General features: G+C 50.5%; 17 protein-coding genes and 1 pseudogene. 15 read left to right on the forward strand and 3 right to left on the reverse strand.

Annotated features, from left to right (window positions below):
• Nucleotides 1-139: 139 nt before the first annotated feature.
• Both DSL70_RS20185 and DSL70_RS20190 read right to left on the reverse strand, forming a co-directional pair.
• Nucleotides 140-886: an SDR family oxidoreductase gene (locus DSL70_RS20185; protein WP_119309789.1), complete on the reverse strand. Its 747-nt coding sequence runs from the start codon at nucleotides 884-886 to the stop codon at nucleotides 140-142.
• A gap of 452 nt (nucleotides 887-1,338) precedes the next feature.
• Nucleotides 1,339-2,097 carry a hypothetical protein gene (locus DSL70_RS20190; protein ID WP_119309790.1) on the reverse strand — a complete coding sequence of 253 codons (759 nt, stop codon included), beginning with the start codon at nucleotides 2,095-2,097 and terminating at the stop codon, nucleotides 1,339-1,341.
• Nucleotides 2,098-2,599: 502 nt separating this feature from the next.
• Here DSL70_RS20190 and DSL70_RS20195 point away from each other — a divergent pair.
• The 4 genes and pseudogenes from DSL70_RS20195 to DSL70_RS20210 all read left to right on the forward strand — a co-directional run bounded on the left by DSL70_RS20195 (nucleotide 2,600) and on the right by DSL70_RS20210 (nucleotide 10,895).
• The gene (locus DSL70_RS20195; RefSeq protein ID WP_162916949.1) at nucleotides 2,600-5,536 is read left to right on the forward strand and encodes a PASTA domain-containing protein; all 2,937 of its coding nucleotides are present in this window, start codon (nucleotides 2,600-2,602) and stop codon (nucleotides 5,534-5,536) included.
• A complete protein-coding gene (locus DSL70_RS20200) occupies nucleotides 5,523-7,592 on the forward strand; it encodes a tetratricopeptide repeat protein (protein WP_162916950.1) in 2,070 nt (689 codons plus the stop codon). The genes DSL70_RS20195 and DSL70_RS20200 overlap by 14 nt, the downstream gene beginning before the upstream one ends.
• Nucleotides 7,593-7,737: 145 nt before the next feature.
• A pseudogene (locus DSL70_RS20205) lies at nucleotides 7,738-8,310 on the forward strand (helix-turn-helix domain-containing protein); the annotation flags it as partial.
• Nucleotides 8,311-8,567: 257 nt separating this feature from the next.
• Nucleotides 8,568-10,895 (forward strand): EAL domain-containing protein, encoded by a 2,328-nt coding sequence (locus DSL70_RS20210; protein ID WP_119309793.1) that lies wholly within the window; start codon nucleotides 8,568-8,570, stop codon nucleotides 10,893-10,895.
• 116 nt (nucleotides 10,896-11,011) lie between these two features.
• Here DSL70_RS20210 and DSL70_RS20215 read toward each other — a convergent pair whose 3' ends face one another.
• The gene (locus DSL70_RS20215) at nucleotides 11,012-11,710 is read right to left on the reverse strand and encodes a cyclic nucleotide-binding domain-containing protein (RefSeq protein ID WP_119309794.1); all 699 of its coding nucleotides are present in this window, start codon (nucleotides 11,708-11,710) and stop codon (nucleotides 11,012-11,014) included.
• Nucleotides 11,711-11,960: 250 nt separating this feature from the next.
• Here DSL70_RS20215 and DSL70_RS20220 point away from each other — a divergent pair, with 250 nt between their 5' ends.
• The 11 genes from DSL70_RS20220 to DSL70_RS20270 all read left to right on the forward strand — a co-directional run bounded on the left by DSL70_RS20220 (nucleotide 11,961) and on the right by DSL70_RS20270 (nucleotide 25,940).
• The gene (locus DSL70_RS20220; protein ID WP_119309795.1) at nucleotides 11,961-13,331 is read left to right on the forward strand and encodes an MFS transporter; all 1,371 of its coding nucleotides are present in this window, start codon (nucleotides 11,961-11,963) and stop codon (nucleotides 13,329-13,331) included.
• Nucleotides 13,332-13,408: 77 nt separating this feature from the next.
• The gene (locus DSL70_RS20225) at nucleotides 13,409-14,800 is read left to right on the forward strand and encodes a NarK family nitrate/nitrite MFS transporter (RefSeq protein ID WP_119309796.1); all 1,392 of its coding nucleotides are present in this window, start codon (nucleotides 13,409-13,411) and stop codon (nucleotides 14,798-14,800) included.
• Nucleotides 14,801-14,827: 27 nt separating this feature from the next.
• Nucleotides 14,828-18,586 carry a nitrate reductase subunit alpha gene (locus tag DSL70_RS20230; RefSeq protein ID WP_119309797.1) on the forward strand — a complete coding sequence of 1,253 codons (3,759 nt, stop codon included), beginning with the start codon at nucleotides 14,828-14,830 and terminating at the stop codon, nucleotides 18,584-18,586.
• The gene (narH, locus tag DSL70_RS20235) at nucleotides 18,583-20,121 is read left to right on the forward strand and encodes a nitrate reductase subunit beta (RefSeq protein ID WP_119309798.1); all 1,539 of its coding nucleotides are present in this window, start codon (nucleotides 18,583-18,585) and stop codon (nucleotides 20,119-20,121) included. Before DSL70_RS20230 ends, narH begins: the two co-directional genes overlap by 4 nt.
• Nucleotides 20,121-20,831: a nitrate reductase molybdenum cofactor assembly chaperone gene (narJ, locus tag DSL70_RS20240; RefSeq protein ID WP_119309799.1), complete on the forward strand. Its 711-nt coding sequence runs from the start codon at nucleotides 20,121-20,123 to the stop codon at nucleotides 20,829-20,831. The genes narH and narJ overlap by 1 nt, the downstream gene beginning before the upstream one ends.
• An 11-nt stretch (nucleotides 20,832-20,842) precedes the next feature.
• Complete coding sequence (gene narI, locus DSL70_RS20245; protein WP_119309800.1) at nucleotides 20,843-21,562, forward strand: respiratory nitrate reductase subunit gamma; 720 nt, start codon at nucleotides 20,843-20,845, stop codon at nucleotides 21,560-21,562.
• 6 nt (nucleotides 21,563-21,568) lie between these two features.
• Entirely contained in the window at nucleotides 21,569-22,477 is a 909-nt protein-coding gene (locus tag DSL70_RS20250; protein WP_119309801.1) for a peptidylprolyl isomerase, read from the forward strand.
• 9 nt (nucleotides 22,478-22,486) lie between these two features.
• Nucleotides 22,487-23,050: a hemerythrin domain-containing protein gene (locus DSL70_RS20255; protein ID WP_119309802.1), complete on the forward strand. Its 564-nt coding sequence runs from the start codon at nucleotides 22,487-22,489 to the stop codon at nucleotides 23,048-23,050.
• 23 nt (nucleotides 23,051-23,073) lie between these two features.
• Nucleotides 23,074-24,087 (forward strand): GTP 3',8-cyclase MoaA, encoded by a 1,014-nt coding sequence (moaA, locus tag DSL70_RS20260; protein WP_119309803.1) that lies wholly within the window; start codon nucleotides 23,074-23,076, stop codon nucleotides 24,085-24,087.
• A gap of 1 nt (nucleotide 24,088) precedes the next feature.
• Complete coding sequence (mog, locus tag DSL70_RS20265; protein WP_119309804.1) at nucleotides 24,089-24,610, forward strand: molybdopterin adenylyltransferase; 522 nt, start codon at nucleotides 24,089-24,091, stop codon at nucleotides 24,608-24,610.
• 139 nt (nucleotides 24,611-24,749) lie between these two features.
• Complete coding sequence (locus DSL70_RS20270) at nucleotides 24,750-25,940, forward strand: NnrS family protein (protein WP_119309805.1); 1,191 nt, start codon at nucleotides 24,750-24,752, stop codon at nucleotides 25,938-25,940.
• Nucleotides 25,941-25,979: the final 39 nt, after the last annotated feature.

Here is a 25,979-nt window from a genome sequence, read left to right on the forward strand (position 1 = left end):
AGAATTTGGCCAACCGATCATCAAGGGACACGGCAGCACTGCTCGATTGTGCGTCGCCCTCACTGAGGTCCGGCACCAAGCAATTTCATGGTTGTTTCAAGGCAGGAAGCGGCGGCTGCCGCTCCCTTGCTGTCAAAACTCAAACCGGCTGATCAATCGGACGGAATAGAATTTCGTTGATGTCGACATCGTCCGGCTCGTTGATGGCAAAGGCGACAGCCCGTGCGAACGTGTCCGGTCCGACGGAGAATTTTCCGACGACATCCTTGACGCTGTTGCGAATATCGGCATCGCTGATGTGGTCGGTCAGTTCCGTGCTCACAGCGCCCGGAGAAATGACGGTCGTGCGGATGTTATAAGGTTTGACCTCTTTGCGCAGACCTTCCGACAGGGCGCGAATGGCCGACTTGGTCGCGCAATAAACCGCCGCCCCAGGATCAACAACATGGCCGTAAACAGACGAAACGTTGATGATGTGGCCCTGTTTTTGCGCCTGCATATGAGGCAGGACTGCAGCAATGCCGTAGAGCACGCCCTTGAGGTTGACGTCGATCATCTGATCCCATTCATCAACCTTGAGGCGCTCGAGCGGGGCCAATGGCATGAGGCCAGCATTGTTGAGCATGACATCAATGCGCCCGAATTCCGCAACAGCACTGTTTACGAGATTTTTGACCTGATCACGGTCGGTGACATCGGTTGTGACTGCAAGGGCTGTATGACCCGCAGCGGAAAGCTCTTTGGCCAATGCTTCAATGCGGTCGGCACGGCGGGCACCGAGAACAACCTTTGCGCCTGCTGCAGCAAGACGACGAGCGGTTGCCTCGCCAAGCCCACTGCTTGCACCTGTGATGACGACAACCTTGTCCTTAATTCCTTCAGACATGCGTTTCTCCTTCGCTTTGGCGAGGTTGATTGAGCTTCCGTCTGAGGCTGAGAAGAGACCGCCTGTAAGGTCCCCTCAACACATGCCCAGAGCAACTGAACTTTTGAGAAGCCCAATTGCGCCCAGCCAACCCATGTTGTTTGACTGGCCTGTATTTAGCGTTTGGAGATTTCATCGAGAAGGTGGCAAAGTCCGCATGTCTTTATGAAATTTTCTCACGAATAGCTTCAATGGGGCTTTGTTTGTCGCGCTAAAAGGATAAGCACTCAGAAAGAAAATGAAGCGTGTTGTCAGTAGATTCTGACCGTGAGCACTATCCTGCTTTTATCGAAATGGATAAAGCGAATGTCTGCTAGTAGGATACTGCCAAGCAAGATCTCTCTGTTACAAACGGCAGGAATAATGGTCGCAAACGCTATTAGCGTCGCTTCATGATGGCCGCAAAACATCACTCACTGAACGGAAATCGCCTGAAGCATGTTGTCGGTATCAAGTTTGATCGCGCTTCGCCAGAGCGGGGTTTTGAATACATGACATATTTGCTTGCTGCCTTCGTCTTCGCGTATTTCCTTTAGCAATCCAGCCCATTCGAGCGGACGAAGTACGGAGGCTGAAAAAGCTACCATCTCTCTCCATCCTGCGGTGTGCCAGTCTTGCGGTTCACCGTAGAAGGTTTCGAACAAGGCGGCCTCGGTCGTGCCATGATCGGCTTCGACGTTAATCACGTTCATCCAGACGTCCCACTGCCCGAAAGGACGGTTTTCAAAGCGTGCATAAGAAGTGTGGTCGATCTGGAGCACAAAGTATGGGATCAACTCGGCAAACAGCTGGCTAGGGTTTTGCGCCAGTTCTATACCCCGCTTGGATAGACGAAATTCACCCTTGATGTGACATCCCAAGCGCAGGGAAATCAGCAGGAAATGAATAACCTCGAGCGGGGGAAACTCATATTCATTGATTACCTTGTTATAGCGAAACATTTCTTCTGCGCTTTTCCCTGGCCAATCGAAATTCTCGACCGCCCAATGCACAAAGACCCGCTTGAAGGCTTTGGTTTGGGTTAGACCGATTGATCCATACGTCTGCGCATATTGCAGAGTCAGGAGAGCGCCACGCAGCAGCGGAGAATGCGCGAGGTCGGGATGGTCATCAGGAAGGGTGCGGAATTCGATCATGCCAAGATACTGCCACAGACCGCGCTGTAGTTCCATGATGTTGGCATGGTGAAATGCATATCTCCTGCGGTTGTTAGAGATGGAGCTGCCATTCTTAGCTCTTTGCTGATTGCTATATCTGATGACATGACTAAGAAAGGCATCGGCCTTCTGGCGCAGAAAAGTGATGCCATGTTCATGCTATGTATGCCAGCCGCCGAATCTTCAGAGATAACGAAATCTGGTTGCTCAACAAGAATGGACGCATGTTCAACTATATTCGTGCTCCGGATGACTTGTTCGATGAACTCGAACGTCGGATCGAGATAAAATTACGAATTTTGGGCCATGCGCTTGGATAAATAAGCGGCTCGATGAACCTTCAGGATGTTGTCCAGTTGTCTATCATCAGCGCTAACCGGGAAGCACTAAAGTATCAATCGTTGGTTGCTTAAGGTCAATTGCAAGTAGAAGAATAGTAGTATCATCAAATAGAGACTGGAAAGCTGGCAGGGATAAAGAAAGTTGAGCAGTGCCACAGCTGTGGGAGGTACACAGCATGTTCGTACAGTTTTCGCGTTGCACGGAATATAGGGATGACACGGATTTCAGCTTTTGGGCTTTGTTCAAGGGCGTGTTACTACTAATCGCTATCTCAATTGGGCTCTTCATATTTTCTACGGCCGCTCGGTCGCAAAGCTTCCCCCTGGATTATGACTATACGCCGGTAGATAAACACCAATGCCTGCCACTGGAGGGAACAAAGAGACCCGCCCCTTATATCACGCAAGTATTTGATGAAGTTGGTAGATTGTGCAATTTTGAACGTCTATCAGATTTGGACAAGCTGGAATATCTGGTCGTCATACTCGGCGTTTCTACGCCCAATCCAGCCACACCAGCATTGTTTGCCTATGGTGGCGCAAAAATGTCCAAGCGGATGAAGAATTGCGTTGCTCAGGCGATGCTTAACAAAGCAACGGGCCTTAGAGAGAGCGACAAGGAAGTATTGAGGCGATTCATTGGTGACATAGAAGCCGCAAAAGACTGGGGGGATTATGTGAAGGGTATTCCTGACCTATCCGAAAAGGATCGCTTTGAAGAAGCAAGAGATTTAGTCGAAGGCGCTCTGGATAAGGCCAAGGGAGAAGAGAATAGTGAAACCATCAGGGAATATTTGATTTCATCCTATGAAACAGGAGCGCGGGCGACCGATCTGCTAACCAAAGGTCAGACGCTCACCCTGTTGGAAGATTACGACACTGCCGTGAAGAGATGTCAGTATGAAGATGCCGGAAAGCTTCTTGAGGAAATAGAAGTATTCGCGCATCACGATTGTCGGGAAAGTGGCTGGCAGTTGCGGGATCTTGAAGGTAGATATATTGCCTTGATAAGGAATAATCGTAGTCTGTTCACAAGCAGTCATGGAAGTCCGCAAGCGGACGATGCGAGTTATATTTATAACCAGCTGATCCTTCCCATAAAGGATAGACTGAAGCGTGAAATCCAACGGATCGACGATCTTGAGGTCAAGAAACGCGATCTGAAAAACGATAAGACCGCATTTGAACGTCAACAACTTCGATATGAAGCGCAGCTGGAGCTGGCAAGTGACGCGCTTACTGAAAGTGGCATTTGTCAGGCCATCTCACATCTTCAAAAGAGGCTGGATCTGTATTCTGCTCAGTGTCAGGAAGAGTTCCTCAAGGGTTTGGATAAGAGGCTTGCGCATCCTGGAACCTTGTTTGATCGTCTGGGCCAAATTGGGCGAGAGCGCTCGGCACAATGGTGGCAGAAAGCACAGACGATACAGAGTCAGTTTCAAACCTGTAAAAAGAACGAGGCAGAACAGAGCAAAAGTCTGCTTCTGGCTGAAATAGCTGCCAATCCGATTTATGGGAATGTTGCCGGAGAATGCAAAGCGGTTCCCCAGGATGCTTTGCGGAGCCATTTGACGAGCCTTAAAGAACCCAAGCATTGTCAGAACCGAGCCGTTCCTGATGTTTCGGGACTTTCAGTTTCTGATGCTTGGGATGTCATTTACGAAGCAGGACTTGTGCCCGGAGATGTTGATACCTTGGTCAATCCTGATGGAAAATGGCAAACAGGCGTGGTGATAGAGACAGTTCCTCCAGAAGGAACGTTTGTTCCCCCCAACACCTCTGTCGCCATATTTGCAGCTGGAAAGCCAACAGAAATTGAAGAGCCCGAAACGGCAATAATGCCCGAAGTCATAGGTAAAAACAGGACGGATGCCTCAGCTCGGATCAATGCAGTCGGACTTGTCGCAAGCCCTAAAGAAGGCACTGCAGCCAATGAGAAGGGGCAAACTGAAGGCAATGTATATGCTGCCTCGGAAGTAGCGGGGCAACCCGTTCCGCTTGGACAATCGGTAACGCTGACCTTCTACAGTGCGCGGACGCATGGGACAGTCCCTGCTATCTCGGGCTTGTCGCTTGATGAAGCAAGGGGCGCGATTGAGGGGGCGGGCTTTGTTGCCTCAGGGCCAAGTCTCGGAGAAGCCGCACCTGAAGGCCAAGAAACAGGAACCCTTTATGCAACCAATCCCGAAGCGGAAAGCTTGCAGCCGCTCGGACAACCCGTTGAAATTTTGGTTTATGGTCCTTCAGCATCTGAACGCAATGTACCTGACGTATCAGGACTGGACGTGCAGCGCGCAATTGGGGTGCTGATAGGTGAGGACGGATTTTTCTCAATTGCAGGAATCGACCGGATCACGCCAGTACCTGATGATGCCAAGCCAGGAATGGTTGTTAAAACAAGCCCTGCAGCCAACAGCCTTCAGTCCAAAGGAACAACCATTACGATTCATGCCTATGCCTCAGCGCTTGAGACAGCCGATAACGAGGAGGACGGACAAGAGGGTGAGGATGATTCCAGCGATATCCAGGATGAAAACGGAAGCTCGCAGAATGGCGAATCCTCAAATCTGGCATTAACGCAGTCAGAAACCTCTACAGGTGAAGATCAGTCTTTGGAAAATGACGGCTTGTATGGCTATTGGAAGGTTCGGCTGACCAAACCAAAACCGGGGCGCTTGGACTATTCGGTCGTTGTTATTGAACGTAAATCCTACAAAGTTGGTACATACGAAAATACATCGGGTAGCTTTCTGGAATATTGGGGGCCATCCAAAACGGGGGAATTAAAACGAGCTCTTGTATTACCGGTCATGATAGACGGGAATACCGTGCGCACGGATGTTGCAAGATTTGAAGCCGCACTCAAGAAAAGTCAAAGCAAGAAGGGGGGCAGTAGCACATCTAAAAAGGACTTTTTTGGCCTTGGAAAAATGTTCGAGAGCTTTTTTGAAATGCTGAAAACGCTATCGATATCGCAGAATGGTGATACTTGCACAATCCGAACATTTTCCAAGAAAAAGGGGTGGAATGACGACGCCGTAGCTTGCGAAAAACTGCCAGATTCATATCGCATACCGGGTCGTGAGGAGCTAAATGGCTATGAAGAGCAATAACCGCATTCATCTAACATTGCTTCTGGTTATCTCCAGTCTGCTTTTCTCCTGTTCGGCAAATGCTTCTGAACTGAAATCGCGCGTGGTGCGTGTGATGGATGAGGGTAAGGTTCTTCTATCTGTACCGCAGAAGCGAGAAGATGTGCCGTTGGGGTCTCACGTCAGGCTGTTCGCGGAATTGCCCGGTTTAGGGGCCATTTCCATTCAAACGTTATGGCTTGTTGAAAGTGTTTCCGGTGACGGTATCGTTGCTGCTCCCCAAGATGCACCTAGTGGAGAACCGCAAATCGGCTATCAAGCGACCATTATTCCTGCGCTAACGCTTTCTCCGTCCGTTGATAATATCCAATTCCCGAAAGAAACAAAAGAGCAACGTCAAATTAGCGACCTTTTATCAAAGGCAGGTGCGTTGGCGGGACCGGATAAAAGTAACCAGAATAACAGAGAGGCGTTCAATCTTTGGCGCCAAGCAGCAGCTCTGGGAAGCCACGAAGCCGAAGTCTTGATCGGGATTGCTTACGCCTTCGGCTTTGGAGTTGAAGTGGACGAATTAGCCGCATTGTCTTGGTTTGAACGTGCTGGGAAAAATGGAAGCAGTGATGGACAGCTTAGAGCCGGTTTGTTTTACGCCATGGGGTATGGAACGAAGAAGGATCCAAAGCAGGCCTTCGAATGGTTCTTGAAAGCCGGAGAAGCAGGAAATACTAAGGCGATGCTGTTTCTGTCCGATGCCTATGAAGATGGAAAGGGCGTTCAAACAGATGCTTTTTCTGCTTTGAAATGGCTCAAGAGGGCCGCGCGAAACAATTCTCCTTTAGCTTCACGAGTTTTGGCCGAACTATATTTCGAGGGAGAAAAAGAACAGAGCAAGGTTCTTGCCGAAAAAAATGAAGGGCTCGCTCTATTCTATCTGCTGAAGGCTGCCAACGCAGGTCTTTATGACGCAGCACGTGATCTGTCCAAAAGATACGAAAGTGGTGACGGTGTGCCTGTCGATGAAGCGCTAGCGAAGATCTGGGAGAATAAAGCGAACCGAATTAATCAACAAGGCACCAGCAAGACATTTGAAGAGCCTTATTGTCTAGCAAAGGATGAATGCTATGGTCCTGATGGCATTAGGCGTCGCTTCAAAAAGGTCGCCAATAATGAGATAGAGGGTGAGGGCAACTACCACAATCTGGGCAACGCGTCGGACAACCGCCATCTGGAAGAGGATGAACACAAGTTCACACAAAAACGGAACGGCAATTCTCTGGAAATGTCCAAAGAAGAGGCCGTGGCTCTGGGTGACGCTGAAAGGAAAGAACGTCTGGCTCAGTATAACGACGGCATAACACCATGCGACCGCTTGGCTGCGCACGCGCAGGACTTAGATGCAGTCGCGCCCGGCGTCAGCTATTCCGATCTCAAGGCCGATCAAGTTGTAAACGCCTGTCAGCTTGCCTTGAACAATGCCCCAGACACACGCAGATTCCATGTTCAGATAGGACGCGGCTATTACAAACTGAATGAATTCGCCAAAGCTGCGGATCATTTCCAGCAAGCAGTTGCTTTTGGTAGCGCACAAGCGATGGCCTATCTTGGCGTTATGTACAAAGTTGGCAATGGGATGCCTTTAAATGCGTCAGTGGCACTCGATTGGTTTCAACGCTCGGCTGATTTGAACAATCTTGCCGGTATGCACTTTGCCGCTTCGATGTATAGAAGCGGCGAAGGGGGGAGAAAAAATCTGACGAAAGCTGCTGACCTCTATCAAAAGGCAGCTCAAAGGGATCTGCCAGATGCAATTTTTGTATTGGCATTGATGCTCGATAAGGGAGAAGGTATTGGTCGCGATCCTATGAAGTCTGCCCAATATTTACTGCGCGCCTACTATTTGGATTTTTCACGTACCAAAGATCTTTTGATGCGTTATCCTGATAGGATCTCGCAGCAGACACGGTGGAATATCCAGAATATGCTGGCTAAAGATGGGTGCTATTTTGGTAAACTGGATGGCATCTTTGGCCAGCAGACGTTTGGTGCGCTTAAACTATGCAAAGACAAATGGCGTTGAGCATTGAGTGTAGAAGTTCAGACTTGATCTGACACCGCCCCCAATCAGCTTGCGCTGAAAGAGGGCGGAACATCTCTTGCGAGACGATGTGGTTATCCGTTTTGTTGGTGGTGCAAACCCAACCTCGAAACGAGAGAGAACCACAATGCTGCATTCTACCGACAAGATCATCAAACACAAAGCGGGACTTCTGAACCTTGCCGAAGAACTTGGCAATGTCTCGAAAGCCTGTCAGGTGATGGGCTATTCCCGGGATACCTTCTATCGCTAAAAGAACGCTGTCGATGACGGCGGTGTTGAAGCGCTTCTGGAGAAGACGCGTCGCAGGCCAAACCCTGCCAACAGGGTTGATGCCATCGTCGAGGAAGCTGTTATCAAGTCCGCTCTTGAGTTCCCTGCCTATGGGCAGGCACGAACCTCCAACGAGTTGCGCAAAAAGGGCGTGTTTGTCTCGCCCTCTGGCGTCCGGTCGATCTGGCTGCGCCACGAGCTTGCCAACTTCAAGGACCGCCTGGAGGCTCTGGAAGCGAAGGTCGCCTAGGACGGCATCATCCTGACCGAAGCACAGGTCCAGGCCCTTGAGAAGAAAAAGCTTGATGATGAAGCCTGCGGTGAGGTGGAAACGGCGCATCCTGGCTATCTTGGCAGCCAGGACACCTTCTATGTTGGCACCATCAAAGGTGTCGGTCGTGTTTACGAGCAAACCTATGTCGATACATCAATACCCTGGCAACGGGCGTTTTGGTCTACCAAGAAAAGTCTTTCTTAACGATCTGCAGGTGTTCACCACCTTGGGCTGGTAGGAAACATAAAGCGAACAAATTAGAAGAATTTAATCGAATACATCAAATTTATCATTTTTGATTAACTATGCCCATTATGTAGATTTTGACTTTTTGAATATATACCGAAAGTCAATTCGGGGACTATGGAGCTTGCCTGTTTCACAATTGGCGGCGGATTAAGGTGGGCAATATGTTTGATGTTACAGGCTTTTCGTGGGCAAGACTTAAGGTCTTTGTAATCGGGCAGGCAGTTCTTGTAGCAACAACAATTATTTCTCTTCACCTTGCAGACATACCCGGCTTGAGCCAGCTTGGCAGAGCTCTCATCGAAATTTGCATTTTTACTGCCTGCACGATATCGACGTTTATCTTTTTCAAAAAGCATAGCGACAAGCATGCTGAAGTCACCAAAACGATCGTAGATTCAATCAGCGATATCGTGATTATCAAAAATTACGATGGTGAATTTGTTCATTGTAATGAGACTGTAGCAAAACTTTACAACAGCACACCGGCTGAGATGATCGGAAAGGATGACTTTCATTTTACGGGCAATAGGGAACAAGCAGATTTCTTTAAAGAAAATGTCCGCTCGATCATGGATCGGTTTGAAGCTGAGGATGTTTACGAAGCCTCTACAGATGCCAATACTGGAGAAATTCGGCATTTTAGATCCAAAAAGGTGCCGTTCCGCGATGCTGACAATCAATTGAAGATACTGGTCGCCGCTAAAGACATCACTGAAATTACTGAACTCAAAGAAGAAGCCGACCGAAACAAGAAGCGTCTCGAGCAAGTGCTCGACGTATCGCAGGAAGGCTTGTGGGAATGGAATAGAAAAACCAATGCGGTCTTACACAACTCCCAATGGGAACGCATCACAGGTATCAAGCGAAGCAAAAATTCCTTTAAGGAATTTGAAAGCTGCATCCTTTCTGACGACAAGGATATGGTCAAAAACGCATTGGGTTTGCTCATTGAGCAAAATCAGCCCTACAGTATTGAGTTCCGGATGCAACGCCCAGATGGCAAGATCATCTGGATATGGGATCGCGGGCGGGTTGCAGAATATGATGTAGAAGGAAAACCCATTTGGCTTGTGGGCATTGCTTTGGATATAACCGAAGAAAAGCACAACCAGAAAAAAATCGCCAATCTCGCCTATTTTGACCAACTTACAGGCTTGGCCAATCGTGCTCAGCTTGAGGCCGAGCTTCAGAAGACTTTGGAAGTAAATAATAGAACTGAAGATTTCAGCGCCCTGCTTTTTATCGATCTGGACCGGTTTAAGCTTCTCAATGACAGTTTCGGCCATCATATGGGCGATAAGCTGTTGCAAGGTGTCGCGGCTCGACTTGAACAGGTCAATCAAGGACGTGGTATCATTTCACGGTTTGGCGGGGACGAATTCGTCATCGTACTTCCATTCCTTGATGAGAACCCCGATGAAGCAGCAAGGCTGGCTCAGATATACGCAGATTCATTTCTCGATGAAATTTCCAAGGTTTTTACGCTGAAAAGCGACGTTCAGGATCTGGTTATCGAATATGCAGTGACAGCCAGCGTGGGAGGTCTGATTTACAAATCCGGCCAGCATTCTTACGGCAAGATCATCCAGCTTGCCGATACAGCGCTCTACCGAGTTAAAGCACAGGGAGGCGAACGGGCAACCATCTACAACATTGGTATGCAAGATGAATTAAACCATGCCAGTGATCTGCAAAAGTCACTTCACCAAGCAGTGTCAAACCGAGAATTTCACATTCACCTTCAACCAAAATACAATGTTGATGAGGAAATAAGTGGTGCCGAGGCTCTCATCCGTTGGGCTCATCCTGAACATGGCCTTCTGCTACCTTCCTTCTTCATAGACATGGTTGAAGAGAACAACATGATCCTGCCAATTGGGGCGATTATTCTCGATCAAGCTTGCAACCAGCTGAAAAAATGGCAGGCATCGCCATTGACCCGACATCTTGAAATTGCGATTAACCTGAGCGCAAAGCAGATCAGGCAGAACAATTTCGTCGAAGAATTCATCAGCACCGTTAATTCTCACGGTATCGACCATACAAAGCTCATTGTCGAAATCACAGAATCCGTGCTTATCCAAGACGTCAAGGATGCGACCGAGAAGCTAACGCAGCTCAAATCCCATGGAATTTCCATTTCGCTTGACGATTTTGGCACCGGATATTCATCTCTGAGTTATCTGCGGTCGCTGCCGATTGATGAGATTAAAATAGACAAGTCATTTATTCATGACGTCTCCAGAGACCGGCAGGCTCGCCTCATGGTCAAATCTATCATAGAAATGGCCAACAATTTCAATTTCAAAGTAGTATCGGAAGGCGTGGAAGACAAAGAGCAGCTCGATACCATGAAGGCGCTGGGCGCTTCATCTTTCCAAGGCTTCCATTTCTGCAAACCTCTGACACAGGAAGAAATGGATTTGCTGCTGCTGAAGCAATTGGTTGGGAAGCAAAGCTCCCAACAAGAGGCACGGGCCGCAGTATAAAGCATCGGAAAAACAGCTGCGTGCATTGCTGTTGAGATCGTTTGGGAATGTGAGAGCTCACCGTCACTCCGATAAAGCTATTTTTCAGGACGGCAATCATAGAGGGCCAGTCCTTGTCAGGTTGTTCGTTCGTCAATTAGGTGATTTGGTTTCGCTAATGTCAGTAAGCTTTTCATGTCGGTTAGACGAACCTTGCTGCCCTCGACTTCAACTCCGTAAGGTTTGAGCGTGTTGAAAGCGCGCGAGAGATTTTCGGGCGTCATACCCAGCAATGAAGCCAGTGTTCGTTTGTCGTAGGGCAATTCCAATAATCCGGAGTTTCCCTGATCTTTGTCATAACGGATCAAACGATTGGCAAGCCTTTCAACGGAAGTTCGAAGCTTAATATCCTTTTGGTCCTTAACGACTCCGCGGTAGCAACTGGCAAGTTCAACAACAATGGCTCTCGCAAATGCATCATCTTTCTCGAACGCCTTTCGAATATCCTCGGAGGGAACCAACAACAGCTTTGCTCGCTCAGTCGTGCGTGCAGACATCAAATAGACCGCATCCTTGAGTACTGCTGCCAATATAAAAGTTCCAAATGGCCGTACCACCGCCATAGTCGCTTCACGACCATTTGAATTGGCGAATAGTTCAACCTTTCCTTCAACAACGACATAAAGAAAATCAGCAGGATCACCTTCATGGATAAGGGTCAGTTGAGCTGGGAACGTTTGCAAATAGGCAGCCTGCATGAGCTCCTCAAAGTTTGAGTCGCTTACGGTTTGGAACAATTGAAGTTCTCTTACCTGCGGTAGATCCGATGATCTCATTGGGTGGTCTCTTGATAATTGTTTGCCCCTCAATTAACATTTTTAGCGTAGCCAGATTGCACTGGCAACCTCTTCCCTTGACCACCTCCGATGCCTCAGTTGTTGGCTGCAAGCACACCTCTTGTTTCTTAGTTAAACCCTGCATGGATTGATTTACATCAAGACTACGATGAGCCCTGTTGCGCCTAAGTTACGCTTGAATAGAAGCTGACGTGCTTTCACAAGCTGGCGAAAAAGGGAGGGGGGCCCCATGCATGCTCTTGATGGAGTCACCAGATCTGACCAATACCGCGCATTAGGACTCAGTACATTTGCATTCACGGTATGTTTTGCTGTCTGGACCATTTTCTCAATTATTGGTGTGAGGATTAAAGGGGAACTCGGACTTTCCGACACGGAATTTGGTTTGCTTGTTGCTACACCAGTGCTGACCGGCTCGGTGAGCCGAATCTTTCTAGGTGTTTGGACGGAGCAGTTTGGTGGCCGGATTATGTTTCCTCTGCAAATGCTGGTGACGGCAGTAGCAGTGTGGTTGCTCACCTCAGTTCACACATTCGAAATCTTTCTTCTCGCAGCCCTTGGATTGGGGTTGGCTGGAGGGTCGTTTATCGTTGGTGTCGCCTATGTTTCGCAGTGGTTTGAGAAAGAGCATCAAGGGACAGCTCTTGGCATCTTCGGAGCCGGCAATGTTGGGGCGGCGGTTACGAACTTCGCGGCGCCTTTTCTTGTTGTTGCACTTGGTTGGGAAGGGACTGCCCGTGTTTATGCCATTGTTTTGGCAGCGACAGCGGTTCTGTTTTTCCTGCTGAGCAAAGACGATCCTGCCCAATCCGCACGCAAGAAAACTGGAGCCAAAGCTGTCACAGCTGCTGAGCAACTGGCCCCCCTCAAGAACATTCAGGTTTGGCGCTTTGCCACCTACTACTTTTTCGTGTTTGGTGGATTTGTTGCCTTGGCGTCGTTTCTTCCGCGATACTACGTTGGTGCCTATAATCTTGAACTGACGACTGCTGGTGTTTTCGCTGGCCTCTATTCCCTTCCTGGTTCTGTGTTTCGTGCTCTTGGTGGCTGGATGTCAGATAAGTGGGGCGCTCGTTTCGTCATGTATTTGACGTTCATTGTTTCGCTCGCGGTGCTGTTTATCCTGAGCTATCCGCAGACGAGCTATACGGTCTCGGGTATCAACAGTCCCATCAATTTTCAGTTCGGCATCAGTGTTAGTGTGTTCGTTGCACTGACGGTTGTTCTTGGCTTTATGATGAGTCTTGGTAAAGCAGCTGTCTACAAGCACATCCCGGTATACTACCCCCATCACGTTGGCGCTGTTGGTGGACTGGTTGGAATGATTGGCGGACTTGGTGGTTTCTTCTTGCCAATCGCATTTGGCATCCTGCTCGACGTAACAGGCGTTTGGACAGCTCCTTTCATGCTGATGTTCCTCTTGGTCGCAGTGTCCTCCGTTTGGATGCATGTTGCGATCCGCAGAATGGAGAAACGTCGCCATCCCGCTCTGGAGCAAGAGCTGTATCTCTCAGATACTCCTGATCAGCCGCTGGGCGCACCAGAAGGTATGACTGTGCCCCTCAGGGTTCAAGGCAAAGAGCAACAGCCTGCTGAATAAGCAAATTCAAAAAATACAGAGGTCAGCCCCTTGGTGGGCTGCCAACTTTAAAAATTGCGCTGCGAGGGGGAGTTCCCATGGCGATTTCATCAACACATCAAGATCAAGGGCACACGCTCAATGACTGGCGACCTGAGGACAAACAGTTCTGGGAAGAAAGAGGTCGACAGATAGCAACCCGAAACCTCTGGATCTCTATTCCGGCCTTGCTGTTAGCCTTTTCTGTATGGATGGTTTGGAGCGTGGTTGTTGCCAAGTTACCCGCAATCGGGTTTGCCTACACAACGGACCAATTATTCTGGCTTGCAGCCTTGCCGGGGTTTTCAGGCGCAACACTCCGCATCTTTTATTCGTTCATGGTCCCGATTTTTGGGGGACGTTTGTGGACCACCTTGTCGACCGCATCATTATTGCTGCCAGCAATCGGAATTGGTTTCGCCGTTCAAGATCCTGAGACACCATATTCCATATTCTTGATCTTGGCGTTGCTTTGCGGTTTTGGGGGCGGAAACTTTGCCTCGTCCATGGCCAATATTTCCTTTTTCTACCCGAAAAAGGAAAAGGGCAACGCCCTGGCGCTGAATGCAGGGCTTGGGAACCTTGGCGTCTCTGTCATGCAGTTCCTTGTCCCTCTAGTCATTTCAACCGCTACATTCACGGTGTTTGTGGGTGATGCCCAAGTGGCCAGAGATGGCACCCCTCTATGGCTTCAGAATGCAGGCTTCGTCTGGGTGCCTTTTCTGGTCATCTCAACATTAGCCTCCTGGTTCGGAATGAATGACATTGCTGACGCAAAAGCTTCTTTCAAAGAACAGTCGATTATTTTCAAGCGCGCGCATAACTGGATCATGTGCATTCTCTACACCGGCACATTCGGATCATTTATCGGTTATTCTGCTGGTTTCCCGCTGCTGATGAAGACGCAGTTTCCTGAAGTCAATGCCTTGTCCTATGCGTTCTTAGGGCCACTGGTTGGAGCATTGAGCCGTGCAGGCACCGGTTGGATTTCCGACAAGTTTGGCGGTGGCCGTGTCACCTTTTGGACGTTTGTCGGCATGACTTTTGCTGTTGCTGGCGTTCTCTATTTTCTCGCAATAAAGGATCAATCCGGGGCATTTTGGGGATTTTTTGCAGCCTTTATGGCTCTGTTCTTCCTGACTGGTGTGGGCAACGCTTCAACCTTCCAGATGATCCCTACAATCATGCGCAAAGAGGTTGCCCGTCTTATGCCTGAACTGGATCAGACTGCAGAATTGAAACAGGCAGAGCGTGAGAGCGCAGCTATCATTGCCTTCACGTCCGCCATTGCTGCCTACGGAGCATTCTTCATTCCAAAGGCCTATGGAACATCCATCAGCATGACCGGCGGCCCGGAGGCTGCTCTGTGGTGCTTTGGTGCCTTTTATGTGCTGTGTGTTCTTATCACGCATGTCTTCTACACCCGCAAGGGCGCCTCGGTTCCTTGCTGAGCCCGGCCGACAGAGAAGGAAAACAACATGTCTCATCTCCTTGATCGTCTCAACTTTTTGTCGCGAAAGAATGTCGACATCTTTTCCAGGGGCCACGGTGTTACAACCAGCGAAAACCGCGACTGGGAAGATTCCTATCGCAAGCGTTGGCAGCATGACAAGATTGTGCGCTCGACACACGGTGTGAACTGTACCGGCTCCTGCTCGTGGAAGATTTATGTCAAGGGTGGCATCGTGACGTGGGAAACACAGCAGACAGACTATCCCCGCACACGTCCGGATCTACCGAACCATGAGCCGAGAGGATGTTCGCGTGGCGCCAGCTACAGCTGGTACATGTATTCCGCAAATCGCGTCAAATATCCCCTGATCCGCTCCCGTTTGTTGAAGCTGTGGCGCAAAGAACGAACACTGAAAACACCAGTTGGCGCTTGGGCGGCCATCCAGGAAGACCCTAAAAAGCGGGCAGAATATGTGAAAGTGCGTGGTCTTGGAGGCTTCGTTCGTTCCACGTGGGATGAAGTGAATGAGATCATCGCCGCAGCCAATGCCTATACTGCGAAAACATGGGGCCCGGATCGCGTCATCGGCTTTTCTCCCATCCCGGCCATGTCCATGGTTTCTTATGCAGCAGGCTCGCGCTATCTGTCCTTGTTGGGCGGCGTTTGCATGTCATTTTATGACTGGTATTGTGACCTGCCTCCTGCATCTCCCATGACTTGGGGTGAGCAGACGGACGTTCCAGAGTCTGCTGACTGGTACAATGCCGGCTTCCTTATGCTCTGGGGGTCCAACGTTCCACAAACCCGAACCCCGGACGCGCATTTCTACACTGAGGCGCGCTACAAGGGAACAAAGTCTGTTGTGGTCTCTCCGGATTACTCGGAAGCGGCAAAATTCTCGGATCTTTGGCTGCACCCCAAGCAAGGTACGGACGCTGCGCTTGCAATGGCGTTGGGCCATGTCATCCTGCGAGAATTTCATTTGGATCGCCAAACGGACTATTTTGACGATTATTGCCGCAGATACACGGACATGCCCATGCTGGTGCGGCTCGTCGAAAAAAATGGCCACTATATTCCAGACCGTTTCATCCGCGCGTCAGATTTTGAGAACGATCTGGAAGAAAAGAACAATTCCGAATGGAAGACAGTGGCCTATGACAGCAAATCGAAGAGTTATGTCACGCCCTCTGGTTCCATCGGTTTTCGCTGGGGTGAGCAGGGTAAGTGGAACCTTGAGGCCAAAGATGGAAAGGGTGAAGATGTCGACCTCACAATGTCCTTCATTCGAGATGGCGACAATGGCGAGATCGCAAATGTCGGCTTCCCATATTTTGGCAACAAAGAACATGATTTTTTTGAAGGGACAGACCATGACAGCGTTCTGGTTCGCAAGGTGCCTGCAAGAAAGATCAAACTCGCTGATGGTGAGGCGCTTGTTGCTACGGTTTTCGATCTGTTTGTTGCCAATTATGGTCTCGAACGCGGCCTGAAAGACAAGAATTGCGCCAAATCCTATGATGAAAACCTACCTTATACACCCGCTTGGGCGGAAAAAATCACGGGTGTCCCGAAGAACCAGATCATCGCGGTCGCACGAGAATTTGCATCCAACGCCGAAAAGACCAATGGCCGTTCCATGGTTATTCTCGGGGCGGGGCTGAACCACTGGTATCACATGGATATGAACTACCGTGGCATCATCAACATGCTGGTGATGTGCGGTTGCATTGGACAGTCCGGAGGGGGGTGGAGCCACTATGTCGGTCAGGAAAAATTGCGTCCGCAAACCGGTTGGTTGCCACTGGCATTCGGGCTTGATTGGAGCCGTCCGCCACGGCACATGAACTCCACCTCTTTCTTCTACGCGCATACAGACCAATGGCGCTACGAAACACTGAAAGTGGACGAGATCCTCTCACCAACAGCGCCGGACGGCGATTGGGATGCTTCGCTCATCGATTACAATATCCGGGCGGAACGCATGGGCTGGTTGCCGTCTGCACCACAGCTGAAAACCAATCCGCTACAGGTTGCCAGAGATGCGGCGGCTGCTGGTAAGGAGGCAAAGGACTATGTTGCTGACGCCTTGACGACAGGCACGCTTTCGATGTCCTGCGAAGACCCGGATGCGGAAGCAAACTGGCCACGCAATCTGTTTGTCTGGCGTTCCAACCTGCTCGGCTCGTCTGGTAAGGGGCATGAATATTTCCTCAAGCACCTGCTTGGCACATCGCATGGCGTGCTTGGCAAAGACCTGGGTGAGGAAGGTCGACAACAAGCCAAAGAAGCCGTATGGCACGATGAAGCGCCGGAAGGGAAGCTCGATCTGCTGGTGACACTTGACTTCCGCATGTCGACTACCTGTGTCTATTCCGACATCGTTCTACCTACTGCGACCTGGTACGAAAAGAATGATCTCAATACCTCGGATATGCACCCGTTCATCCATCCTCTTTCAAGTGCCGCGGATCCAGCATGGGATGCACGCAGCGACTGGGAGATCTTCAAGGGCATTGCACGGAAATTCTCTGATGTCGCCCCAGAGGTCTTGGGCGTTGAAAAGGATATCGTGCTGGTGCCCACTTTGCACGATACGCCTGGCGAATTGGCGCAACCATTTGATGTGAAGGATTGGAAGACCGGCGAGATCGATCCGGTGCCCGGCAAGACCATGCCGACCGTCGCTGTTGTCGAACGTGACTATCCGAACCTTTACAAGCGCTTCACCGCACTTGGTCCGCTTCTGGACAAACTCGGCAATGGCGGTAAGGGAATTTCGTGGAACACGGAACACGAGGTCGAGCTTCTGGGGCGCCTCAATGGCACGGTAACAGAAGAGGGTGTCACAAATGGTCGCCCGAAAATTGAAACTGACATTGATGCGACCGAAGTCATCCTGTCGCTCGCTCCAGAGACCAATGGCGAAGTGGCTGTGAAGGCGTGGGATGCGCTTTCAAAGTTTACAGGCCGCGATCACGCCCATCTGGCTATCCCCAAGGAGGATGAAAAGATCCGCTTCCGTGATGTCGTGGCGCAGCCGCGCAAGATCATTTCCTCACCAACCTGGTCGGGCCTGGAGTCGGAGAAGGTCTGTTACAACGCGGGCTATACCAACGTGCATGAACTGATACCGTGGCGTACGATTACCGGCCGCCAGCAGCTCTATCAGGATCATTTGTGGATGCGTGCTTTTGGCGAGGGCTTTTGTGTCTATCGGCCGCCAATCGACACCAAATCGGTTACGCCGACCATTGTTGACAAGGCCGACGGCAAACCGCATCTGGTGCTGAACTTCATTACGCCGCATCAGAAATGGGGCATCCATTCAACCTATACAGACAACCTGATGATGCTGACCCTCAACCGGGGTGGCCCGGTTGTCTGGATCTCGGAGCCTGACGCCAAGCGTGCGGGCATCATCGATAATGATTGGGTTGAGGTCTACAACACCAATGGCTCTCTCATTGCCCGGGCGGTAGTTTCCCAGCGAATGAAAGACGGCACGATCTTTATGTACCACGCACAGGAAAAGATCGTGAATACACCGGGCTGTCCAACAACTGGGCAACGCGGTGGCATCCATAATTCCGTTACGAGGGCCATTACCAAGCCAACGCACATGATTGGTGGCTATGCCCATCAGTCTTATGGCTTCAACTATTACGGGACGGTGGGAGCAAACCGCGATGAATTTGTCGTGGTCAGAAAGCTCGATCAGGTCGATTGGATGGACGAGCCAGACAGCGACACAATTCCTCAAACTCTGGAGGTGGCAGAATGAAGGTCCGCGCACAAATCGGTATGGTTTTGAACCTCGACAAATGCATCGGGTGCCATACATGTTCCGTCACTTGCAAGAACGTCTGGACAAATCGTGAAGGCGTTGAATATGCCTGGTTCAACAATGTCGAGACCAAACCCGGCATCGGGTTCCCCAAGGAGTGGGAAAACCAGAAAAAGTGGAACGGTGGCTGGGTCCGCAAGAAGAATGGCAAGATCGAACCCAAAATGGGCCCCAAATGGCGCATCCTCGCCAAGATCTTCGCCAATCCGGACCTGCCGGAAATAGACGACTATTACGAACCCTTTGATTTCGACTACGGCCACCTTCAAAGTGCGCAGGAAGGCAAGACCATGCCAACCGCGCGTCCGCGATCGAAATTGACGGGTGAGCGGATGGAAAAGATCGAATGGGGCCCCAACTGGGAAGAAATCCTTGGTGGTGAGTTCGAGAAGCGATCGAAAGATGTAAACTTTGAGGGTATTGAGAAGGAAATCTACGGCCAGTTCGAAGATACCTTCATGATGTACTTGCCGCGTCTGTGCGAGCATTGCCTCAACCCAACTTGCGTCGCGGCCTGCCCTTCGGGAGCAATCTACAAGCGCGAAGACGATGGCATCGTTCTGATTGATCAAGAGAAATGCCGTGGTTGGCGCATGTGCGTTTCGGGTTGCCCCTACAAGAAGATTTATTACAACTGGAACTCAGGCAAGTCGGAAAAATGCATTTTCTGCTATCCGCGCATAGAGGCCGGTCAACCAACAGTTTGTTCTGAGACCTGTGTAGGCCGCATTCGCTATCTCGGTGTCGTCCTGTATGACGCAGACAAAATTTCTGAAGCCGCATCGACAGGGAACGAGAAAGATCTCTATGAGGAGCAACTGAAGGTATTTCTCGACCCCAATGACCCGGCTGTTATCGCGCAAGCCCGCAAGGATGGGGTGCCGGAAGCATGGTTGGAATCTGCTAAAACATCCCCTGTCTACAAAATGGCGATGGAGTGGAAGGTTGCTTTCCCGCTGCATCCTGAGTATCGGACATTGCCGATGGTCTGGTACATCCCTCCGCTTTCTCCACTTCAGTCCGCCGCTCAGGAAGGAAAACTGGGTATGGACGGAGATATGCCGGATGTACGTTCCTTGCGTATTCCCGTTCGCTATCTTGCCAATCTGCTGACCGCAGGCAAAGAAGAGCCGGTCGTCTCGGCGCTCGAACGCATGCTGGCCATGCGCAGCTATATGCGAGCCAAGACGATTGACGGTGTCATTGATGAGACTATTGCCACCAGGGTCGGCATGAGCAGCCAGATGATCGAAGACATGTATCAGATCATGGCAATTGCCAACTACGAAGATCGTTTCGTCATTCCAACGACCCACCGAGAGGCCTCAGAGGATGCCTACGACATACGTGGTTCATGTGGGTTTTCTTTCGGAAATGGCTGTTCTGGTGGGAATTCCAAAGCGGACCTATTCGGAGCAAAGCGCCGCAAAGTCGTCCAGACACCGACAGACATTTTCAAGGAACAGGTCTAATGACTATCGCACTGAAGGTTATTTCGCTGCTCTTGAGCTATCCAGAACAAACGCAGCTGGATGGTCTTGCGGAGATGAAGCAGGCTCTTAGTAGTTCTGAGGTCCCCAAGGGCGTTCCTGAGCTTCTTTCCAGGTTGATCGATGATCTCGCCAGTCTGGATCTCTATGAAGCCCAGGAACGCTATGTTTCTCTCTTTGATCGCAGTCGATCCCTGTCTCTGCATCTGTTTGAACATGTGCATGGCGAAAGCCGTGATAGGGGGCAAGCGATGGTCGATTTGAAAGCGATGTATGAGGATCATGGTTTCGAGCTCGACACCAAAGAAATGCCGGATTATCTGCCGCTCTTTCTGGAGTTTCTCTCCGTCTTGTCATCGCATGAAGCCAATGCGCTGTTAGCCGAAACCGTCCATATCACGGCAGCCGTCGGTGCAAGATTGAAAAAGCGGGGATCAGTTTATGCCCATGCCTTTGCAGCGCTGTCCCTGTTTTCGGGGGTGAAGCCCGACGAGGCGCTTCTTTCAGAATTGTTGTCCATAAAGGAAGACGACCCGGACGACCTCTCTGCACTTGATCGTATCTGGGAAGAGGAGGTTGTCACCTTTGGCGGGAATGCGGGTGAAGGAGCCTGTGGCCCGGATCGTTTGAGAACCCAGATGCGCGCCGCCCAGCGGCGCCCGGACGGGGCAGCAGCCAATCCAATGGTCTGAGAGGAATGACAATGCTTAGCTATCTCAATACGCTTCTATACGGGATCTATCCATATATCGCACTGGTGGTACTGGTGGTCGGCTCGATCATCCGCTATGACCGGGAACCATACTCTTGGCGATCCGGTTCCAGCCAATTGCTTCGTCGCAAACAGCTCATGTGGGGTTCAGTGCTGTTTCATCTGGGTGTCCTCTTCATTTTTGCGGGCCATTTCGTTGGTTTGCTTACGCCCATCTGGATTTGGGATACTCTGGGGGTCAGTCACCAGGCCAAGCAAACGCTTGCTGTGGTGGCGGGAGGAATCGCAGGCATCATGGGGATCGTGGGGGCAACATTGCTCGTTCACCGGCGACTTTTCGATCCGCGCGTACGCGCTCAATCAAGCAGTACAGATACGCTCATTATCGTGCTGCTTTGGGTGCAGCTTTTTCTTGGCCTTTCGACAATACCGGTCTCGATTGCCCATATTGATGGTCACGAGATGCTGAAATTCATGAGTTGGGCTCAAGGCATCTTTACATTTGACTTGTCTGCTTCGAGCTATGTTGCTGATGCGCCGATCATATTTAAACTGCACTTGTTTTTGGGCCTGACCATTCTCGTCCTGTTTCCCTTTACCCGTCTCGTTCACATGCTGAGCGTGCCCATCCGTTATGTCTGGCGCCCTGGCTATCAGGTTGTTCGTCAAAAAGGGGACGGTTCCAAAGCCAATCGGGCACCTGCGGAGTAAATCACAATGGTCAATCTTTTGAACACAATTAGAAAGAAGAGTGCCAGGCCCGCGCAAGATGCATCTGAAAGCTATGGCACTTATCAGGAAATAGACACAACCGTCCCACCTAAAGCGCGGCCGTGTTTCAACCAAATCAGTGTCAATGGAGTAGAAATTCCCGAGCAATCGATTCTGAGTGAAGCTCAGAACCATCCGGCAGACAATCCCGGTGAAGCGCTGTTAGCTGCGGCAAAGGCGCTCGTTGTAAGGCAATTGCTTCTTTGTCGCGCAAAGGAGCTTGGAATAAAGGCTGAGCACCGCGATGAAGCGGAAGGCCGGACCGAAACTGAGGAAGACGCAACAATCCGTCTCCTGATAGAGACAGAAGTTGAGGTTCCCCAGGCTGGTGAAGACGAGTGTCTGAGATATTACTCAAATAACAAGGGGCGGTTTTGCTCTGAGCCGCTATGGGAAGCACGCCATATTTTGATTGGGTTTGAGCAATCGGGATCCAGACAAGCAGCCCTCAATACAGCACAAAAACTCTTGGCCATCCTGAAGGAGGAGCCGGCTGAATTCTCTACACTGGCTAGTGACCTTTCAGTATGTCCCTCAGCTTCGCAGGGTGGCAATCTTGGTCAGCTTTCCAGAGGGAGCACTGTCGATGAATTTGAAAAGGCCCTTGAGGTGCTTCAAGAGGGAGAAATAACGCAAGAACCGGTTGAAAGTCGCTACGGTTTTCACATCATTCGGCTGGATCGCAAGATCGAAGGGAGCCAATTGCCCTTTGATATGGTTCAGGAGCGCATTGCCGGTTGGTTGGAAGCATCGGCATGGTCCAAGGCAGTCTCTCAATATATTGCTCTGCTGACCTCTGATGCCGAAATCAAAGGTATCAGCATGAGCGGTGCTGAAAGCTCACTGGTGCAGTAGGGTATTGCGATGAAGAAGCATGATGAGGCCAATCGTATTGCTTTGGATCTGCTTCGCAAAAAGCAGCATAAGGACTGCTTTGCTTCGCCGCTTGAGTTCTTGCTCGATGAGCATATGCGCCAGCGTGCCCTATTTGGCCTTCTCGACAATTTGAGTGTTGGCGCACATCTGGGCGCAGCATATTTAGAGGCAGTCATCTGCTTTCTGAAATCTGATTTTGCGCTTCATGTCCTCGATGAAGAAGAGGATTTGTTTCCTCTCCTGCGTCGTCGTGTTAACGACGACGGTCAACTTGAGCACTTACTTGGGAAACTCAGTTCCGAACACTTACGCGATAGAGAAAGAGCGAGGCTTATATTGATAGGTCTTAATGATGGAGCCCCATTTTCCATAGAATTCCTGGAGATGCTTCGCGATTTTTCAGGGTCTGAGCGTCGTCATCTTATCGTTGAAAACGCTATCATAATTCCCTTGGCACGGGCGTGCCTCAGTGAAACAGATCTGGTCATGATTGGAGTCCGCATGGCCGCCCGACGCGGGATGGAGATCGAAGGAAACCTATGCCTGAATTAACACAGACATCTTGCAAAGGGGCCATGCCCGATCAAGCCTCGACCTGCCAATTGCGTGATAATTTCGGTAGAACGGCGAACTATCTGAGGTTGTCCGTGACCGACAGGTGCGATTTGCGCTGTACCTACTGCATGGCTGAACATATGACTTTTTTACCGAGGCGAGAGGTGCTCACTTACGAAGAGCTTTATCGTCTAAGTCTGGTTTTCATGCGCCATGGCGTACGCAAGATTCGCATCACCGGCGGCGAACCATTGGTCCGCAAAGATGTTTTACAGTTGTTCGAGCTTCTTGGCTCACATGTCAGAAACAACGATCTGGACGAACTCACCTTGACAACCAATGGCACGTTGCTCTCACGATATGCCCGTGATCTCGTTGCAGCAGGCGTACGCCGGGTCAATGTTTCTCTCGATACACTCGACGCTGAACGCTATGCGGCGATCACGCGCCTTGGCAGAATCGAAAAGGTTTTTTCGGGCCTTGAAGCGGCACGTAGCGCCGGACTGAAGGTCAAAATCAATGCGGTCGCTGCCGCGGGGGATTTTGAAAATGAAGTTGATGACCTGATCAGATTTGCGCACGCTGATGGCATGGACATTACCCTGATTGAAGAGATGCCCTTGGGAGACGTTTCTCATCAAAGGAGTAACAGCCATTTGTCTCTTGCAAAACTGCGTGCCGATCTGGTGCGGCGTTGGACCCTTGAACCTCTAAGCGACACAACGGGCGGACCGGCAAAATATGTAAGGGTCAAGGAAACAGGCGGCCGCCTTGGGTTCATTACACCTCTGTCCTGCGATTTCTGTTCTGCCTGCAACCGGGTTCGTGTGAGCTGTACGGGCGGTCTTTATACTTGCATGGGAAATGAAGGTTCGGTTGATTTGCGCGCAGCATTACGAGGAAGCGAGGGGGAAGCTGCCTTGGAGGGGCTCATCCGGGATACCGTTCGAAACAAACCAAAAGGCCACTCATTCAAAATCGAAAGCTATTTGGTCAAAGGTATTGATCGCCACATGTCTGTCTTGGGAGGTTAAGATGCATATTGTTGTCGTTACCATTTCTGATCGTGCCAGCAAAGGCATATATGAGGATCTGGGTGGGCCGCTGATTGAAGATTGGCTTACAACAGCAATTACATCCCCTTTTGATGTAACAAGACGCATCATTCCTGATGGTTTCGAATCCGTTCGCGACACTCTAATTGATCTTTGCGATCAGGAGAGAGTGGATCTCGTGCTCACGACAGGAGGAACGGGGCCTGCTCCGCGTGACGAAACCCCAGAAGCGATGCGTGCCGTTCTGATAAAAGAGCTTTTGGGCTTTGGAGAACTCATGCGCCGCATCAGTTTGGACCAGACACCTACCGCCATTCTTTCGCGCCAGACTGCGGGCACGCGCGGGAGAACCTTGATCATCAACCTACCTGGCAAACCTGCCGCAATCCAGATGTGTCTGGATGCGGCTTTTCCCGCTGTTCCATATTGCCTTCAGTTGATCGGCGCAGGAATGATCGAAACTGATCCGAACATAATCAAGAGTTTTAAACCTGCCAATTGAGGAGAAACCTGCTCCCGCCTTGAAAGGTCTGCTTTGGTGTTTTCCATGATGGCGGTACAAACAGAGCCTTTCCAAAAAGTAAAATCACACATCACGGTCGCGACCCCGGCAGCACATTGCTTTTGAATTGAGAGAGGCTATGGTTCAACCAACTGCAGAAAAAATCAAACTTTGGCAAGGGCCTGCAATCCTGAGCTATGGCTTCCGCCCTTTCTTTCTTGGGGGGGCTCTCTGGGCGGCATTTGCAATGGTCCTCTGGATCATGGCCTTGTCCGGGCAGATCGAGCTGCCAACCACTTTGGATCCAGTTTCCTGGCATGCACACGCCTTCCTGTTCGGGTATACAAGTGCAATCATTGCTGGTTTCTTGCTGACGGCAGTCCCCAGTTGGACCGGACGGTTACCGATCGTCGGCTGGTATCTGGCTGGTCTCATTGGACTATGGGGCGCCGGCCGTATTGCAGTATTGTTCTCGGCTTTTCTTCCATTTGAAAGCGTCGTGGTGATTGATCTGGCTTTCCCGGTTGTTCTCGCGCTGGTTATCCTTCGAGAAATCGTGGCAGGTAAAAACTGGCGCAATCTGATCATCCTGTTGTTGCTTGGGCTGTTTACTCTCGCTGATCTTGGATTCCACTTGGAAGGATTGTACGGGTCATACCCAGCTCAAGGTTATGGTCTGCGTTTGGGGCTTGCTTCTGTTATGCTAATGATTGCAGTCATTGGTGGGCGCATCATCCCGTCTTTCACTCGCAATTGGCTGATGCGAGAAGGGTTTAAGCAAATGCCTGTCGCTCCCATGCAACTCCTTGACAAACTGGTTCTGCTCTTCAGCCTTCCTGTTTTTCTGATGTGGATCATTCAACCGGAAGCCCTTGTAACGGGTGGATTGATGCTGCTGATGGGGGTGGGACATGCCGTGAGAATGGCTCGCTGGAAGGGGCTTGTTACCTTTGCGCAGCCATTGGTCGTGATCCTGCATATCGCTTATGCCTGCCTGCCGTTGGGGGCTTTGACTATGGCAACCGCCATCTTTCAGGAGGACGTGATTCCTGCTTCCGCTGCGCAGCATATTTGGATGGCCGGAGCATTGGGAGGCATGACATTGGCTGTCATGACACGCGCTTCATTGGGACATACCGGTCGCGTTTTGCAGGCTGGTGAAGGAACCGTCATCATATACTTGGCGCTCATCGCTTCAACCTGTCTGCGATTCGCAGCAGGCTTTTGGCCCGAAGAGATATTGTATCATTTGGCCGGCGGTTTGTGGTTGCTGGCGTTTTTGGGGTTTGCGATTTTTTACGGCCCGATCCTTCTGTCTCCAAGAAAGTGATGGCTCGATTGATAAGAAATACAATGTTGAAAACAAGGA

Origin of the sequence: Cohaesibacter haloalkalitolerans (assembly GCF_003574655.1) — a bacterium.
Classification (GTDB): Bacteria; Pseudomonadota; Alphaproteobacteria; order Rhizobiales; family Cohaesibacteraceae; genus Cohaesibacter; species Cohaesibacter haloalkalitolerans.

Excerpts from the sequence above, each read along its gene's own strand:
- narJ (WP_119309799.1), top strand. The coding sequence starts at position 20,121 with ATGACTATCGCACTGAAGGTTATTTCGCTGCTCTTGAGCTATCCAGAA.
- DSL70_RS20215 (WP_119309794.1), bottom strand. The coding sequence starts at position 11,710 with ATGAGATCATCGGATCTACCGCAGGTAAGAGAACTTCAATTGTTCCAA.
- DSL70_RS20225 (WP_119309796.1), top strand. The coding sequence starts at position 13,409 with ATGGCGATTTCATCAACACATCAAGATCAAGGGCACACGCTCAATGAC.
- DSL70_RS20195 (WP_162916949.1), top strand. The coding sequence starts at position 2,600 with ATGTTCGTACAGTTTTCGCGTTGCACGGAATATAGGGATGACACGGAT.
- narH (WP_119309798.1), top strand. The coding sequence starts at position 18,583 with ATGAAGGTCCGCGCACAAATCGGTATGGTTTTGAACCTCGACAAATGC.
- DSL70_RS20185 (WP_119309789.1), bottom strand. The coding sequence starts at position 886 with ATGTCTGAAGGAATTAAGGACAAGGTTGTCGTCATCACAGGTGCAAGC.
- DSL70_RS20200 (WP_162916950.1), top strand. The coding sequence starts at position 5,523 with ATGAAGAGCAATAACCGCATTCATCTAACATTGCTTCTGGTTATCTCC.
- DSL70_RS20230 (WP_119309797.1), top strand. The coding sequence starts at position 14,828 with ATGTCTCATCTCCTTGATCGTCTCAACTTTTTGTCGCGAAAGAATGTC.
- DSL70_RS20220 (WP_119309795.1), top strand. The coding sequence starts at position 11,961 with ATGCATGCTCTTGATGGAGTCACCAGATCTGACCAATACCGCGCATTA.
- mog (WP_119309804.1), top strand. The coding sequence starts at position 24,089 with ATGCATATTGTTGTCGTTACCATTTCTGATCGTGCCAGCAAAGGCATA.
- DSL70_RS20250 (WP_119309801.1), top strand. The coding sequence starts at position 21,569 with ATGGTCAATCTTTTGAACACAATTAGAAAGAAGAGTGCCAGGCCCGCG.
- DSL70_RS20255 (WP_119309802.1), top strand. The coding sequence starts at position 22,487 with ATGAAGAAGCATGATGAGGCCAATCGTATTGCTTTGGATCTGCTTCGC.
- DSL70_RS20270 (WP_119309805.1), top strand. The coding sequence starts at position 24,750 with ATGGTTCAACCAACTGCAGAAAAAATCAAACTTTGGCAAGGGCCTGCA.
- moaA (WP_119309803.1), top strand. The coding sequence starts at position 23,074 with ATGCCCGATCAAGCCTCGACCTGCCAATTGCGTGATAATTTCGGTAGA.
- narI (WP_119309800.1), top strand. The coding sequence starts at position 20,843 with ATGCTTAGCTATCTCAATACGCTTCTATACGGGATCTATCCATATATC.
- DSL70_RS20190 (WP_119309790.1), bottom strand. The coding sequence starts at position 2,097 with ATGGAACTACAGCGCGGTCTGTGGCAGTATCTTGGCATGATCGAATTC.
- DSL70_RS20210 (WP_119309793.1), top strand. The coding sequence starts at position 8,568 with ATGTTTGATGTTACAGGCTTTTCGTGGGCAAGACTTAAGGTCTTTGTA.